The organism is Microcoleus sp. OTE_8_concoct_300, from assembly GCF_031383065.1.
In the GTDB taxonomy this organism is placed as follows: domain Bacteria; phylum Cyanobacteriota; class Cyanobacteriia; order Cyanobacteriales; family Microcoleaceae; genus Microcoleus.
The window spans coordinates 1-16,060 of the sequence record NZ_JANMZH010000223.1; the positions used below are offsets into that span (position 1 = coordinate 1).

Consider the following 16,060-nt stretch of genomic DNA (forward strand, 5'->3'; position numbering starts at 1 on the left):
GCATCTTGGTTTCCGAGAGTTTGCGTTAACGAGATGCGCCATCGCTTGCGAGCTAATATTGAAATAGGAGATGTCCCCGCTTTTTGGGAAGACCAACTTTTCCCACAAGCTGATGAAATTGTCAGGTTTAAAATAGGGACAGTAATATTTGAAGGTATTAATCCCGGTCAGCCGTGTCTCCTATCTACGGGAAATTATGCAGCGAAAGAAACTTATTCAAATTTTAAAAATATACTAACAGCCAAGCAGAAGCAAATCATGCCTGACTTGGTAAAGAGAGGGAATTTTAATCACTTTAGTCGGCTGATAGTTAAGACGCGAGTGCCACCTCAAGCTGCAGAAAAAATAGTACACATAGGCGACGAAGTGCAAATTCTGGGCGTCAGAAAATCCCTATTTAATAGCATTCCTGATTAGTTGTATGACACGAGTCTTATCAAGTCGGCGGCAACTCCAAAGTAAGCTGACCCAACACACCCGTTCTAAAATCGTTTAACATCTGCCGCGCCGTTCGTTCGACATCTCCTTTATACCTGTCTTTTGCTACCTCGTGCAAATAACCTTCACCATTACTAGAGGCTGTATCTAATTTGTAGCGGGATTTGAAACCAGATAGTGATATCAACGTGTCATCAGTCGCCTCCAGCCCTAGGAGCAAATCTACCATCGCTGCTGCTACTACCTGATTGTCGTAAGCTGCTTCGCCAATATCTTCGCAAATAGCTAATTTTATGGCATTTTCTTGATTGTTAATTCGGGTTGGGATGACTCCGGGGGCGTCTAATAATTCAATTTCCTCAGAAATGCGAATCCATCGGAGCGATTTAGTTACTCCAGCTCTGCGGGCACTGTCCACCACTCTCCGCCCTAACAGCCGATTAATTAAAGCAGATTTTCCGACATTTGGAAAGCCCATCACCACTGCACGGACTGGACGGGGCAGCATACCTCGATCGAACCTTCTTTTATTTAGCTGCACCCCAGCATTCTGCACGGCATTCGCCACATCATCTACTCCTTGACCGTGCTCGGCATTAGTAAAATACGCAGTTTCCCCCTGGGCCTCAAACCATGTTTCCCACGCCTCGCGCGATCGAGGCGTAATCATATCCATGCGGTTAATGACCAATACTCGCGCCTTGCCGCCCACCCAACTTGGCATTTGGGGGTGATAAGTAGCCAATGGAATGCGGGCATCTCGGACTTCGAGCACCACATCTACCCGCTTTAGCTGTTCTTTTAATGCCCGTTCAGCTTTGGCAATGTGACCGGGATACCATTGAATTTTCATTAGTTAGTTGACTGTTGACTGTTGACTGTTGACTGTTGACCGTTGTTAGTTATTGGTTAGTTGTTAGTTGACTGTTGATGGTTGACCGTTGTTAGTTGTTAGTTGTTAGTTGTCAGTTGTTAGTTGTTAGCGGTCAGTGGTCAGTTGTCAGTTGTTAGTGGTCAGTGATTTAATGACAACCGTCAACTGCCAACGGTCAACCGTCAACAGTCAACTGCCAACTGTCAACTGACAACTGCCAACTGCCAACTGACTAAGGCACAATCAAAACAGAACAAGGAGACAGATTGATCACCCGATTGGTAACGCTGTCAGACGCCCCATCATCGGTTAAACCCATCCCCCGACAGCCCATCACAATCAAATCGGCCCCAATTTCGTCAGCCACATCACAAATCGTGAAAGCCGGTTTGCCTTCTCGCTCAATGATTTCAGCTTCGATTCCCTGCTGGGAAAACATCGATTGGGCCTCAGACAGCAGTTTAGCGACTGCTTCCGGGGAACTCATCACCTCTCGCGCCGGGGAGTCGGCCTCCTCGGCTGGGGGTTCGACTACCGACAGAATAACTAAACGAGAAGCGTAGGTTTTCACAATATTGACAACCTTTTCCGCGGCTTCGCGGGCTTCTCGGCTTTGATCGACAGGAAATAAGACAGTCTTGAACATAGTGCGCATCTCCCGGACGCGGACTCCGATAAAATGTTTACGTTGAGCCAATCAGTGCCGTTTGTTTCATCTTCCGTTTTTTGTACGGACGCGGTTGAATGCGTCCGAGGCCCCAAGTGCAAGTGACCAGTGCCGCCATTTCAACGGAATTAGACAAAAACACCCATATTAGGAGGTTAATCCTGTGACCAAAAAAACTGTAGCAAATTTATCGGCATCGGACTTATCGGGCAAACGGGTATTGGTGCGGGCGGACTTTAACGTGCCGCTCGACAACGGCAATATCACCGATGATACTCGCATCCGGGCTGCTCTGCCGACAATTCAAGATTTAGCGTCCAAGGGTGCTAAGGTCATTTTGTGCAGCCACTTCGGGCGCCCCAAGGGCGTGACGGAGAAGTTGCGCTTAACCCCCGTTGCTGTGCGGCTGTCGGAATTGTTGGGCAAAGAGGTCAAAAAGACTGACGACTGCATCGGCGATGAAGTCGCTGCTACAGTCGCGGCGATGCAAGATGGCGATGTGCTTTTGCTAGAAAATGTGCGCTTCTACCCAGAGGAGGAGGCAAATGACCCAGAATTTGCTAAGAAGTTAGCTTCTGTGGCCGATTTGTATGTCAATGATGCTTTTGGTACGGCTCACCGGGCTCACGCTTCTACTGAGGGCGTTACTAAATATCTGAGTCCTTCTGTGGCTGGGTTTTTGATGGAGAAGGAACTGCAATATCTCGGCAGTGCGATCGACAATCCCCAGCGTCCTTTGGCTGCTATTATCGGCGGTTCTAAGGTTTCTAGCAAGATTGGAGTCATTGAAAAACTGCTGGAAAAGTGCGACAAACTACTGTTGGGCGGCGGCATGGTTTTCACGTTCTACAAGGCTCGCGGCTTGAAAGTTGGCAAGTCTTTGGTGGAAGATGACAAGCTGGAATTGGCTAAGTCTTTGGAAGCTAAGGCGAAGGAACGGGGAGTTACTTTTCTGTTACCTACTGATGTGGTAGTTGCTGATAAGTTTGATGCGGCGGCTAACACTGAAACTGTTTCTGTAGAAAGCATCCCGGAAGGTTGGATGGGTTTGGATATCGGCCCCGATTCAGTAAAAACTTTCCAAGATGCTTTGGCCGATTGCAAAACGGTAATCTGGAACGGGCCGATGGGCGTGTTTGAGATGAAGAAGTTTGCTGCTGGAACTGAAGGTATTGCTCATTCTTTGGCTGGACTTACTAAAACTGGTACTACCACAATTATCGGTGGTGGTGACTCGGTGGCGGCTGTGGAACAGTTGCATTTAGGCGAACAAATGAGCCACATTTCCACTGGTGGCGGTGCTAGTTTGGAACTGCTCGAAGGTAAGGAATTGCCGGGTGTTGCGGCTTTGGATGAGGCTTAATTAAGTTAAGTAGGGCGGGCTTAGCCCGCCTTGCTGGAAGCAGGTCTAAATCTTTGGCTGCGAATAGGTTTTTTGAAGATTTACCGCAGAGGGCGCAGAGAACGCAGAGCAAGAGAGAAGAGAGAAGGATATGGGTTTAAAGTCTACAGTTTGCTAGTATAATTAATCCGAAGTAGCAGTGAGGTTTGTTTGTGAAACTTAAACTCTTGGCAACTGTAACGGCAAGTTTAGCTTTGTTTTGGCTTGCAGCTCCCGTTAAAGCTCAAAATCCCGATCATGTCAGGCAATTGCTGGAAGCTAATGAGTGCGAGGGCTGTGATTTGAGAAATGCTGATTTGTTCAAGGCTAGCTTGTACAGAGCTAATTTAAGAGGAGCCGATTTAAGCGGAGCAAATCTCTATGAAGCTAATTTGTTGGAAGCGGATTTAAGTGGTGCTAATTTGTCTAATGCTAATTTAGTCAATGCCGAGATGTACGGAGCTGATTTGGACAGTGCTAATCTGCGGAATGCCGATTTGTCTAATGCTTTTTTGGGGCGAGCCAATCTGACGAGTGCTGATTTGCGCGGTGCTAAACTTTTTAATGCGAATCTGGGCGAAGCTTATCTGCTGCAAGCTAATTTGTCGAATGCGGATTTGAGGCGATCGCTGCTGTTTAGAGCTAATTTGAATCGGGCGAATTTCAGCGGGGCGGATATGTCTTTTGCTGACATACGCGATAGTAATTTGCAGAATGCTATTCTGTCAAATACCAGGCTTTCTAAGGCTCAATTGAGCGGTACAAATATCGATGCGGCTAATAACGTGCGGCAGGCTGATTTTGAACGTGCCAACTTTCGGGGTACGAATTTGGGGCCGGGGGTTTGCGTGATCACTACTTTTCCTGATTGTGTTTTGAATTTGGAATAATGTGCCTGCTGAGTGCGTCAGCCGCGATTAATTTGGCAGCTACGGGAGTTTTTGACCCCGCCCAAAAACGGATACAATCCCCCGACTTCTGTGGTGGAAAGATAAAAATTTTAGGCCCTTGTTCAAGCTCCCGGATTAATCGGTGGAGTAAATCTAAAATCTAAAATCTAAAATCTAAAATCGACTGTCGTGGAAAGATAAAAATTTTAGGCTCTAGTTCAAGCTCCCGGATTAATCGGTGGAGTAAATCTAAAATCTAAAATCTAAAATCTAAAATCGACTGACTGACTGGCTGGCGCACCCTAGGTTGAGATTCGAGCTAAGTTTGCGGTGGTTTGTATCCCTTTTCTAGGGCAAATCTCACAAGCTGGGCTCGATTTTCTAGCTGTAATTTGCTGAAAATGCTGCCTAAATGAGCTTGCACAGTCCGGGGGCTAATAAACAGCCGATCGCTAATTTGTTTGTTAGTATAACCCTGAATAACTTCCCAAAAAACTCTTTCCTCGGCTGGTGTTAAAGGCAAAGGTGCAGGTGCTGGCAATACTGCCATAGCTTTTGGCTCCACCGCGCTAGCGGTAGAAGTTTGAAGCAATCGCACAATCTCGGCGTGAATGCGGTGAGAGCGCTCTAACTGCGCCTTCACCTTAGCTAAGATTTCTTCAGACTGAAAAGGTTTTACCAGATAATCGTCAGCGCCGATCAAGTGACCTTCAACTTTTGACTCAATCTCGCCTTGACCTGACAAAAATATAAACGGCACCAACTGTCCCAAACGGGTAGTGCGTAAACGGCGACAAAACTCAAACCCGTCCATTTCCGGCATCATGACATCTGAAATGACCAAATCTGGGGGGGCATTTTCAAAAATCGAGAGCGCCTCAACCCCTGAATTAGCGCATTCCACCCGATATCCTTGACTTTCCAAGTACATTGCTAAGACTGTTTGACAGTCTGCTTCGTCGTCAACTACTAATATTCTTTCCATGAGAGGCTTGCACCAAATCCAGTTGGACAGTTCTTGAAACTGCGGCTCCCAAAGTAGGAACTTCAATGAGTTTACCTGCTGCAAGTCGATCAAAGCTCGCAATTTCAAGACGCCACAATTCCTCAAATAGTCCAATTACGGGCGCCGATCGCTACGCCTCTAATCGCTGATTCATTGGACAAAAGTGAAAAACGCATACATATACCCATCGTTGCGATGGATTGATTTACAGTATTTATGACGCACTGGGGTAATCTTGCCGAGTGGCGTTCTCATTTCAAAAACTCCCCTTTCTCTAACGGTCAGCCTGCCGACGTGAGTGCCTGCAAACTTCCCAGATGGGAGAATTGCACTTACCATGTCGCCAGTCCCAAACCCAAAAAACGTTTTGCACCGCGTTCTGTGCTTGATAGGAAATCCGTATTTATTGGTTGTACACATTTGACGACTGCCCCATCCTTTAGCTGCAATTAACAACGGTTGCTCGGTGAAAACTTGCAGCACTTCTACGTTCCCTACACAAGCTGCATCCAGCCAATGAGTTTTAGGTAGTCCTAAACGAGCCCGATTGTACTTTGTTCTACCTCCTGTTGAAACTTCTATTGGCAATCCTGTTTGTTTAAGTTGTTGGAACAATGCCCAGCGGGTTGAATTCACAGCAGTCGCATCTTTCAAAGGTTGTGAGGCCTGTTTCAAAATACGGGACAGGATGTCAGGCTTTTTGGACAAGAAATCCCGAATATCTTGATTGCCTTTGGCTTGGTTGCACCCACGGCAGGCTAGGGTAAGATTGGAAACGCGATTGCTTCCCCCTTTTGATTTTGGGTGGATATGTTCTACCTCAAAAGGTAAGTTTTCAACCCCGCAATAGGCGCACTTTCTCCCCCACTTCTCAAGCAAGTATTCTCTGACTTCATAGCCCGCAAGTTCACCTTGCTGATACTCCTTGCCGGATATTTCAGGGTTCTGCATTGCAAGTAGGTCAAACTTAACTAACTCTTGAGATATGCCTGTAATTGGGACATATCGACGGATGCGGTTGACCCAAGTCACGATGTTTTTTACCCGAGATTCTAAGCTTGGTGGCAACCATCCAGGCTTTCGAGTGCGGTTAAGAAAACGTGGTTTGCGGTAACGAGTTTTTCGGTTACGACGATTGCGACGAATGGCGCGACGTGATTCTAAGTCATTTTTTATTTGTTGTCCGCGATGGGTCAACTCAGCACCCCAGATAACTTTATCGCCGCGATTGATCGCCAGCCCAGTAGTTTTAGAACCTGGGTCAATTTTTAATTGAGTGGGTTGCTTTTTTTGATGAGAAACCGCATATTTCAGAATAATTGTGAACGGGTAACGGAGATACACAGCAGCTTGGGCTAGTTTTAACAATCGCCTTGCTTGTCGGGAGTGCTACTGGCTCAAGTGGTTGTTTGTTGGTGTCTAAAACGAATACAAAGTTAGACATTTTGTCCTCTGATTGCTCAGGTTATGTTTTCCTCGCCAATGTTTTGATGGCTTGTTGGGTTAGAGACACTGACTTAACCAAATACATCTGTTTAATCTCTAACGACAGAGCTACAGGCTGGAAAGCACCCGTAGGTGTCATCACCCTCAAAACGTAGTATTCAAGGTACTTAGGCTGGCTATTTGTCCAGTGTATGAACTAGCTGTCTAGTCTTGTCCACTGTTTGGTGAATAGCATAAAATGGGAAGAAGTTAAGGAATGTTGGGATCAAATTTCCTTCTTTTATTCCTCTCTCCACAAAAGCTACAACTTTTTATGATATAACGTCAACTTTTCTGCAGCAAATAGAAGGTAAAAGAAAGAATTTTTTTCTATTATACAGAAATCTTGGTGAGACTTACAGTATTCCTCGACCAGACATGGAAAGGTTTTTAGATTTTTCTGGTTCGGACTCAGGTACAAAAGGGACTACGCGAGCAGGTGCTGCTGGGGGCTGCGCGAACAAACGCGGGTCGGCAATCAACATACTTTCAATTATCGGTGCTGGTTCCGGGCGGCTGAACAGATATCCCTGCATGATATCGCACTGATGTTGTTTCAAAAAATCTAGTTCTGCTTCTGTTTCCACTCCCTCAGCAATTACTGTCATACTCAAACTGTGACCCAGTAAAATTACTGCTGTAGTAATAGCAGCATTTTGAGTATCTTCGTTGGCATTACGGACGAAAATTCGATCGATCTTTAAACTGTCAAAAGCAAATTGCTTGAGATATCCTAAAGTAGCGTAACCGGTGCCGAAGTCGTCAATAGCAATCCGAATTCCTAGAGCTTTAAGTTCGTTTAAAGTAGCGCCTGCTACGGTCGCATTTTCCACCAAAGCGCTTTCGGTCATTTCTAATTCTAAATTAGCAGGCTCCAAGCCTGTAGTTTCCAATATTTGCACGATTCGCGCCTTGAGTTCCGGGTCGGATAACTGCCGGGCCGACAAATTTACTGATATTCTAAAAGGCGAAAACCCCGCCGCCAGCCAACTAGCGGCTTGAGCGCAAGCTGAAAGCAGTACCCACTCGCCAATCTGAATAATTAAACCTGTTTCTTCTGCTAGGGGAATAAATTCTCCTGGAGAAATTATACCTCGATCGGGATTTTGCCAGCGCACTAAAGCTTCGGCGCCGATAACTTGGCCGGTAGCAATATTCACCTGTGGCTGATAATATACCTGAAACTCACCTTGTGCCAAAGCGTGGCGCAGCAAAGCTTCGAGAGCAAACTTTTCAGGAGAGAGGCTCGTAACCTTGGTCGAGTCGTTAACTAAATCTTTGAGTCTGGCTTCGGCTTGGCGAAGCGCAACTGTCAGCGGTTGAGTAATAGTTTGCCGTTTCAAGACGCGAGAAGCAATGGCTCCTAGCAATTCAGCCTTGGTAAACGGCTTTGTCAGGTAATCGTCGGCCCCCAATTCCATCCCCCGACGAAAATCGGTTTTGTCACTTTGAGCGGTGAGGAAAATAAATGGAATTGTTGCAGCTAGCGAGTTTTGCCGCAGAGTCCGTAACACGTCATAACCGTCGAGTTCTGGCATCTGCACATCGCACAAAATTAAATCAGGTATCTCCGAAAGTGCCATCTGCACTCCAACTCGACCGTTCTCGGCTGCAATGACCCGGTAGTTGTGAGATTCCAGGAGTTGCAGAAGAGTTTCCCGGATTAATTCGTCGTCTTCAATCACCAAAATTTTGAGCATGATAATTAGATAACAGATCGCACTATATATCTGAAACTGACTCACTCTAGCATACTCAAACTAGCGATTTATTAATTCGGCCAATTAGCCAATAAATGATTAGCCAAATGGCTGAATATTTCCCGTCGGTTCTTAAGTCACAATAAAAAAACTGTCAAAATTGGGAACGTTTCGAGATATTTCAAGAGCAGAAAACTGCGGCGCGAGACTCGTTTGATAAATTTTTATTACAAAATAACTGTAGTTTCTCATAAAAAAATGCCACCAACACTGTCACTGCGTTGATGGCGCTAATCACTCAGGCAATCTCTTATTTGATGTCCGGTTAATTGCTCATAATTAGCCCGGGTTTGTACTTAGGAGTTCAGGACTTACGCACTCCGACAAAGAAACCGGGTTTTTTACCTAATCTTCGAGTACGAACGAAGTAATTCGTAAAAAAACCCGGTTTCTGGGCCCCATGCGTAAGTCCTAGACTTTTGTTTTCTGTCGATGGATGCATCAGGACGCTGCCTCCTGCTCCCGCCCAAAAACGGATACTTGCGAACGACAACAGTCGTGGAGAGAGCAAAATTTTAGACTAAGGTTTAAGCTGCCAGATTCATCTGTGAAGTCAATCTCAAATCTCAAATCTCAAATCTCAAATCTACAATCGACTGACGGAGAACTTAATTATGGTTGTATAACCGGACATCATATTATGATGTGCCTTAATTCACAGGCTTAGTAGAATTCGCGCAAAACTTGGAATCTACAATTGCAGAAGTGATACTAACAGCCTGCATTGATGATGACGGAATTATCTGGTCTTGCGGAACTACCACTGTCTTTTTACAAACAAGCTCGCTACTGCCTACAGAGGCAAAGTTCCAAGCATAAAATTCGGGAGTGCTGACTGTCGCATTGGCCGGATGTAAACCTAGTGCAGTCACCAATACTAATCCCAAAGTCACTAAAGCTACGATCGCGAATCTCAGCATATTCTTTGTTTGAACCGGATAACTTACCTGATCGGTATTAGCTTATTATTGCCCGGGTGGATAGAGAGCGTCAATAGCAGTTATTCGGCCGTCAGCTTCAAGTCGTAAGCGATCGGCTCAGATGCTTGAGAAACTACCACGAATTCATAATAACCAGCATCATCCAGCAATCCAGACCAACTAAGCCCCTCTGCATCTTCCAGCAACGCTCGCGCGCCCTTTGTCCGCCCGGGAGTATAAATTGACAGTAGAGTAGATTGGCGCGGTGCTTGCAAATTCACGCGCAAAGTTTGATTTTGAGCGAACCGGGCAATGTAAGCTTTCCCTTCTCCGGGTTTGAGATTGCCTGTGAGGCTTTTGCTGTTCGATCGGCGGTCAAATTCAACGCTTTCGACAGTTGCTCCAGCTTGCAAAGATTCGAGGGCGTCAGCGGTAATTGCTTGCCAAATTTGTCCGATCGGCAAACCGATGATATTGCGATCGCGCGGCTGTTCTGGAAACCAATAAAAGAATTTAGCATCAGCCAAATCGTACAAAGCCCGACTGCTCAAATTCAGCTTGTTAACCTCAGTTTTCCAGCGATCGAGATCAGTGGTGTCGTAAGTACCCAACCGCGCTCTAGCGTCGCTGCTGAGGTTTTCCAGCTTATCGAGCAACTCGTCGCCGATTTTCTGCCACCTTTGGCGCCATTGGCGATCGTCATCGCCTTCTTTTAACAATCGTCCGCCCAATTCGGGGTATTTGGCATAGAAAGTTACGTCCACAAGGTTGACGTAACCGTTATAGAATCGATCGTCAATTTTGAGCTTTACAAAGCGAGCTTGCAAAGCATCTTCTTGCTGCTGCTTCGGGCTTGAAGGCTGGGAACCTTTCTGCACTTTTGATTGCAGATTTAACAAAGAATTGCCCGCCAACCAGCCAATTCCCCCCATACTTGAGAGCACCGCCACCACGAACAAAACCATTTTCCAAGCAGGCATCTTTTGCTGATTGCCAATAGCAGCAACTCGCACCGGAGTTCCCGGCAGTTTTGGCGCGGGGGCGGGCACGGGTATAGGCGAGAGATCCGGCGGTTGCGGGGGCCCAAAGTCCGGGGCTGGCGGCAAAGGTGGCTGTAAAGGCGGATTGCCGGAGAGAGCGAGCATTACCTCGCGAGCCGAGGAGTAACGCTGGCTCGGCTGTTGAGCAAGCATTTTATCCAGCACCAGGGACAAATTCGGAGACAGAGAACATTCCGCCCGCCAGTTCCAATGCAGCGTCTGGGTGTCGAGCAACTGATGCGGTTCCTTCCCCGTCAGCAACACTAAAACCGTGGCCGCCAGGGCGTACAAATCGCTGTGGGGAGAGACGATGCCCATCTGCATCTGTTCGAGGGGAGCGTAGCCGAGCTTGCCGATGCGAGTCGCGGGGGCGGGAGTGCCGTTAGCTTCAGCGAAAAGAGACTCTACGGTGGCGGCGACTTGTTTTACTCCGCCGAAGTCGATGAGCACTGGCATTCCGTCAGACAGCCGCAGAATCAGGTTGTCCGGGGAGATGTCACGGTGAAGCACTCCTAGAGAGTGAATGTATTCGAGCACGGGCAAAATCTGGATCAGCAGTTGATTGATTTCTGCTTCTATGAACCGCAAACCCTGACGCTTGCGGGCGTCGAGCAGAAAGCGGTAGGTTTGACCTGGCACGTAGTCTTGGACGAGAAATAGGTAGCCTCGATCGCTGATACTGACGCGGAAGAGTTCGCGGAAGCGCGGGATTTGATTGTGTTGCAGCTTGTAGAGCACTCCCGCTTCCCGCTCGAACAGTTCCTCAGATTTTTGTAAAGCGTAACTTCCCTGTACTTGGGGCGCAAATTCTTTTAAAACGCAGGGTTCGTTAAATCGGTGGGCGTCTTCAGCTAGGTAGGTGCGTCCGAAGCCTCCGTGTCCCAATTCGCGGACGATGCGGTAGTGATTGTTGAGAGTTATGCCGGGGTAGATGGGATTGTTCATTGGAACTTGCTGCGTCGGATTTTCACGCTTGACTGAGACTGGGAGTTTTGGGCGATCGCTGAATTAATCTTGACATAGTGTGTCAGTGTTGATTAGTCGATCGGCAGCTTTGTCATCACCTGCGGTTATTGTTAAAAAAGAAAGCGGTTTCCTGCTAGAGAAGTTTATCGACTGCGCCATTTTTTCGATCGACCTCAAAATGTGTTCAAATTTTTAGTACCCGAGCTAATGTGCCATCCGGTCGCGCCGGGCTACTAATTGACTCGCTTAGCGATCGAGGTGCAAAATACCCATTTTAAGGAGCAAATCATGCAGCCAGAACAGCGTCAGCGAGCAATTGGGGCGTTTGAAGAGTTTTTGAGGGCGCCGCTTGAGGAACCATTACAACAGCAGCAGAGTCGAGTTGCCGAATCCGGGGCGATCGCGCTTTTTCACAAAGTCGCTGCCACAGTACCAGCTTACCAGACTTTCCTAGCTGGACTCAACATCAATCCCGCCTCAATTCAAACCTTTGAAGACTTCCAAAAATTGCCCCTAATTACCAAAGAGAATTATTTACGCTGTCACCCGCTACCTCAGTTGTGCCGCCAGGGCAAATTAGAAACTTGTGATTTCATTGCTGTTTCATCGGGTTCGACAGGAAACCCGACATTTTGGCCGCGTTTTATCAGCGACGAGTTGCAAATGGCCACTCGTTTTGAACAAATATTTCACGACAGTTTTTACGCCGATACTCGCCGCACTTTAGCTGTCATTTGCTTTGCGTTGGGAACTTGGGTAGGCGGAATGTACTCGGCAAATTGCTGCCGCTATCTAGCGAGTAAGGGCTATCCAGTTACAGTTGTGACGCCTGGGAATAATAAGACTGAAATATTCCGAGTTGTGCAGGAACTTGGGGAGCATTTCGAGCAAGTAGTATTGTTGGGATATCCGCCGTTTATCAAGGATGTGATTGATAGCGGAATTGCTGGGGGTGTGGAGTGGCAAAAATACCGAATTAAGATGGTGTTTGCGGGGGAAGTGTTTAGCGAAGAATGGCGGAGTTTGGTGAGCGATCGCACTAATTCTGACAATCTATATTACAACTCTGCGAGCCTTTACGGTACTGCCGATGCGGGCATTTTGGGCAACGAGACACCGCTGAGCATTTGCATCCGCCGCTTTTTAGCAAACAATCCGGAAGCAGCACGCAATTTATTCGGGGAATCGCGGTTGCCAACGCTGATGCAGTACGATCCGAAAAGTCGCTTTTTTGAAGTGAATAATGACGGCACGCTGTTATTTTCTGGCGACAACGGCATCCCGCTAATACGCTATCACATCTCGGATAACGGCGGTTTAATTTGTTACGAAGCAATGCTCAATTTTTTGGCAGAATGGGGATTTAACCCTGTGGCGCATTTGCAGCAAGCAGCAGCTATGAAAGTTTCTGAGTTCCCTAGAGGAATTCGCTGCTTGCCCTTTGTCTATGTATTCGGGCGATCGCACTTTACCGTTTCCTACTTCGGTGCTAACATTTACCCGGAAAATGTCACCGTAGGTTTAGAAGTTCCCACCATTCGGGAATGGGTGACGGGAAAATTTGTACTGCAAGTCAAGGAAGATGCGGAGCAAAATCGGTTCTTATCGGTGGTTGTGGAATTAGCAGCGGGGGTGGAGGGCGACGAGGAGATGCAGCAAACGATCGCATCATCAATTCTCGCGCAATTGCGGCGGCTAAACAGCGAATTTGCTAATTACGTGCCGCCCGAATATCAGTTACCTGTGGTGACATTAACCGAGACGGGCGATGCGGAGTATTTTCCGATTGGGGTGAAGCACCGATACACGCGGCAATAAGTAGTTTGAATTGATGATCTATCAGTTTTCAAAAGTCTTGTGTTATTCTATAATTAGGGTGACATTTGATGGTTCAGATTAAAATATGCCAGCAAAAGACATCTACCACAATACTGTCAGAACAGCTCTAGAAAAAGACGGGTGGACGATAACAAAAGATCCGCTACCCTTAAAAATTGGCAAACGCACTCTCAACGTCGATTTGGGTGCAGAAAAACTATTTGCTGCCGAAAAGCAAGGTCGCAAAATTGCTGTAGAAGTAAAAAGTTTCGTGAGTGCTTCACCAGTTCATGACTTAGAAGAAGCTGTTGGACAGTATATTGTCTACGAAGATATTCTAGAGCGGTCGGAACCTGAACGGATCATATATCTGGCAATCCGTGCAGAAGTTTATGCACAAATTTTTTCTGAACCTATCGGGCAGGTTTTGTTAGAAAAAAAGAGATTTAAATTAATAGTTTTTGATTCGTTAAAGGAGACAATTGTCAGATGGATAGACTAGATGAATATCGCCGATTTATTCAGAAAATCTTAGAGAGTTATGCCCAGATTCCCTACCAATACGGAGAAATTAAAAGCAGCGTTATTATTGACCGCGAACAAAACAATTTTTTACTGATGCACGAAGGCTGGCAAGGGCCTCAAAGAATTCACGATTGTATCGTCCATGTGGAAATTATCGACGGCAAAATTTGGATTCAACAAGATGGTATAGAAACGGGAATTACCGCAGAACTTGTAGAATTAGGAGTGCCTAAAGACAAGATAGTTTTAGGGTTTCATCCGTATCACGTTCGGCAGCATACGGGATATGCGATCGCCTAAACCAGCTTACAATACAGGAAACAGGTTTTCATATCTGGGCCGAGGACTATTCTGAAAGCCCGATCGCGCTTTTTGCCGATCTCTATTCTCTTAATCTGCGTGAATCCGCGTCAATCCCTTGTCATCTGCGGTTAACAAATTCTCTTTTTTAAACCGCAGATACAGGCAGATAAACACAGATTAACGCAGATGAATTAGCCGGAATTGATCTAATGAGTCTTTAACTATTAGCAATTACCGCTTTATTTGCCGTCAGCTTCTCTGAGAGCAGCCAGAATTTCCGGTCGTTTCATGCGCGCATAGCCCCGAATTTTCCGGTCTTTGCCGATCGCCTTCAATCGCCTCAGCGAAAGAGTGTCGTAGTCTTCCTTTGGGGACGGAAACGGCAACTCCAACTGCAACTGCGGTAGCTGAGGTTTTTGCTGTGCCTTCGACTGGTTATTAGGCTGCTTCTTAGGCTGTGTTTTTGACTGGGTTTTCGGTTGTGCCTCTGGCTGTATTTCTGAGTGCGCCACTGCGGCTCCAAGTTGGCGGCGGAGCGTTTCGATTTGATTTTTCAGGTCTTTCTCTACGTCTTGGATCGCCTCGGAAACAAACTGATTAATTGTTTGAATTGTGCGTTCTAATTTTATTGAAAGCAGTTTTTCTAGTTCATCCAATTGTCTCAATGCACCTGCAAGGTTTACCTCAGAAATAACAGCAGATATCGGCGGATTATCGCTGCCTGATTGTGCAATTTTTTTAGCCATTTTATCTACCTTTTCATTAAATGTTTTTTCAACTTGTTCGAGCAAACGCTTAATCTGTTCTATGGGATCACGCTCAAACTGCTGGTCAGTTAGAGCTTTTACTTGCTTTTTTAGCAGCTCTTCATTTTTTTTAACAGATTTTTCTATTTCTTTTGTTAGACTTTCTACCTTTTTTTGAAATGATAGCTCAAATTGTTGCAGTAGAGTCTCAATTTGTGCAGTTTTCTGAGTCGGTTGCGGAGCTAAATGTTCCATTTCTGCTTGAGCAACAGCTACCTCGTCGTCGGTCATTTCAAATACCCAAGCCCACATTTGCTCGATGCCGAGTTCTTTAGCAAGAATACACCAATCTGAGCCGCAGACAACTTCATATTCTTCTTCATTGCTGTAAGCTTCAGTGGGGCGCACAATTAAAGGAATCAAGTTGCTGCCTTGCTCGATCAGACTTCTCCTGATAGCTTCGCGGCGTTCGCGGGGAATCTCCCCCCTCTGAGGCTCTGGTACTGCTATTTGGGAAGTGTAAATCTGACTGTGACTAATTGGCTTAATCCGCAAATATTCAACTATTCGGTTTTGATCGGACGATCGATCCATCTTGTTATAAGTCCCCTTTGGTCATTAAAATCTGGTGTTTGGGTGTTTGTGTTTATGTATATTTGCACTTTACAGCCTGCGTTTTAAGTGCTGCAGGACTAACCCAACAACTCTAACTGTAGGGTGCGATACAAACACCTTACCCAGACTGTGGTAAGTTAAAGGGTTTATTGACCTCAGTCTTCCAAGTCTGCGATCGAACTCGGTTATCTGGGGAGATATCGCCTTGCTGCTATACCTGTGCGGCTGGCTGTGCGGTGACAGCCCGGGCGATCGGCAAAAGTTACTGCAATTCCTAAAAAAAGCGGCTGTGATGAGTTTAACTGCCTACGGGACACCAATGATCCACTGCTTTACTCATCTTTACTTTTTTTGGCATCAGGGCGATCGGGCTGGCGTTGCGAGTTGCGATCGCAATTGCGATTTATACGAAAGCCAGCTTTAATATCCCCTTTATTCTTTAGTCTCAAGCGGGAGGGACGGAAGTTTGTGTATTAGACCTCTTGCAAAAATCCTTTTCATCAATTGATGGGACGGGCAAGATGCCCATCCCACAAGAGTTATTTTTTGTTGTGGGATGGGCATATTTCCCGTGCAATTTATTTTTTCAAGAGGTGTAATAAAACCGGTTTTTCAAAGAAATAGGG

The 16,060-nt window shown here is 46.3% G+C and carries 13 protein-coding genes and 2 pseudogenes; 7 read left to right on the plus strand and 8 right to left on the minus strand.

The annotated features are described in order from the left end of the window. Positions 1-417 (plus strand): annotated as a pseudogene (locus ACUVJL_RS10725) (MOSC domain-containing protein); the annotation flags it as partial. A 19-nt stretch (positions 418-436) separates the two neighbouring features. Here the strand turns inward: ACUVJL_RS10725 and ylqF are convergent. Then, positions 437-1,291 carry a ribosome biogenesis GTPase YlqF gene (gene ylqF / locus ACUVJL_RS10730; protein ID WP_445245828.1) on the minus strand — a complete coding sequence of 285 codons (855 nt, stop codon included), beginning with the start codon at positions 1,289-1,291 and terminating at the stop codon, positions 437-439. A gap of 253 nt (positions 1,292-1,544) precedes the next feature. Beyond that, positions 1,545-1,958, minus strand: coding sequence for a universal stress protein (locus tag ACUVJL_RS10735; protein WP_333124287.1), 414 nt, complete (start codon positions 1,956-1,958; stop codon positions 1,545-1,547). Between the two features lie 184 nt (positions 1,959-2,142). Here ACUVJL_RS10735 and ACUVJL_RS10740 point away from each other — a divergent pair, with 184 nt between their 5' ends. Both ACUVJL_RS10740 and ACUVJL_RS10745 read left to right on the plus strand, forming a co-directional pair. Further along, a complete protein-coding gene (locus ACUVJL_RS10740) occupies positions 2,143-3,342 on the plus strand; it encodes a phosphoglycerate kinase (protein WP_445245829.1) in 1,200 nt (399 codons plus the stop codon). 191 nt (positions 3,343-3,533) lie between these two features. Next, positions 3,534-4,250, plus strand: coding sequence for a pentapeptide repeat-containing protein (locus ACUVJL_RS10745; RefSeq protein ID WP_445245830.1), 717 nt, complete (start codon positions 3,534-3,536; stop codon positions 4,248-4,250). A gap of 319 nt (positions 4,251-4,569) precedes the next feature. Here ACUVJL_RS10745 and ACUVJL_RS10750 read toward each other — a convergent pair whose 3' ends face one another. From ACUVJL_RS10750 to ACUVJL_RS10770, 5 genes and pseudogenes are all read right to left on the minus strand, one after another. Continuing rightward, positions 4,570-5,235 carry a response regulator gene (locus tag ACUVJL_RS10750; protein ID WP_445245838.1) on the minus strand — a complete coding sequence of 222 codons (666 nt, stop codon included), beginning with the start codon at positions 5,233-5,235 and terminating at the stop codon, positions 4,570-4,572. Positions 5,236-5,406: 171 nt separating this feature from the next. Continuing rightward, positions 5,407-6,700: pseudogene (gene iscB / locus ACUVJL_RS10755) on the minus strand (RNA-guided endonuclease IscB). Between the two features lie 397 nt (positions 6,701-7,097). After that, a complete protein-coding gene (locus tag ACUVJL_RS10760) occupies positions 7,098-8,441 on the minus strand; it encodes an EAL domain-containing response regulator (RefSeq protein WP_445245839.1) in 1,344 nt (447 codons plus the stop codon). A 710-nt stretch (positions 8,442-9,151) separates the two neighbouring features. Next, positions 9,152-9,421, minus strand: a complete 270-nt coding sequence (locus tag ACUVJL_RS10765) for a hypothetical protein (protein WP_445245831.1) — start codon at positions 9,419-9,421, stop codon at positions 9,152-9,154. Positions 9,422-9,501: 80 nt separating this feature from the next. Then, on the minus strand, positions 9,502-11,406 hold the full coding sequence (locus tag ACUVJL_RS10770) for a protein kinase domain-containing protein (RefSeq protein ID WP_445245832.1): 1,905 nt from the start codon (positions 11,404-11,406) through the stop codon (positions 9,502-9,504). Between the two features lie 258 nt (positions 11,407-11,664). Here ACUVJL_RS10770 and ACUVJL_RS10775 point away from each other — a divergent pair, with 258 nt between their 5' ends. From ACUVJL_RS10775 to ACUVJL_RS10785, 3 genes are all read left to right on the plus strand, one after another. Continuing rightward, a complete protein-coding gene (locus ACUVJL_RS10775; RefSeq protein WP_445245833.1) occupies positions 11,665-13,245 on the plus strand; it encodes a phenylacetate--CoA ligase family protein in 1,581 nt (526 codons plus the stop codon). 85 nt (positions 13,246-13,330) lie between these two features. Further along, positions 13,331-13,747, plus strand: coding sequence for an element excision factor XisH family protein (locus ACUVJL_RS10780; RefSeq protein ID WP_445245834.1), 417 nt, complete (start codon positions 13,331-13,333; stop codon positions 13,745-13,747). Continuing rightward, positions 13,735-14,070 carry a XisI protein gene (locus ACUVJL_RS10785; RefSeq protein ID WP_445245835.1) on the plus strand — a complete coding sequence of 112 codons (336 nt, stop codon included), beginning with the start codon at positions 13,735-13,737 and terminating at the stop codon, positions 14,068-14,070. Before ACUVJL_RS10780 ends, ACUVJL_RS10785 begins: the two co-directional genes overlap by 13 nt. Positions 14,071-14,312: 242 nt before the next feature. On the opposite strand, the gene ACUVJL_RS10790 is transcribed toward ACUVJL_RS10785, so the two are convergent. Then, on the minus strand, positions 14,313-15,413 hold the full coding sequence (locus ACUVJL_RS10790; protein WP_445245836.1) for a Rho termination factor (modular protein): 1,101 nt from the start codon (positions 15,411-15,413) through the stop codon (positions 14,313-14,315). Positions 15,414-15,639: 226 nt separating this feature from the next. On the opposite strand from ACUVJL_RS10790, the gene ACUVJL_RS10795 reads away from it, so the two are divergent. Further along, positions 15,640-15,858 carry a hypothetical protein gene (locus ACUVJL_RS10795; RefSeq protein WP_445245837.1) on the plus strand — a complete coding sequence of 73 codons (219 nt, stop codon included), beginning with the start codon at positions 15,640-15,642 and terminating at the stop codon, positions 15,856-15,858. The last annotated feature ends 202 nt before the right edge of the window (positions 15,859-16,060 follow it).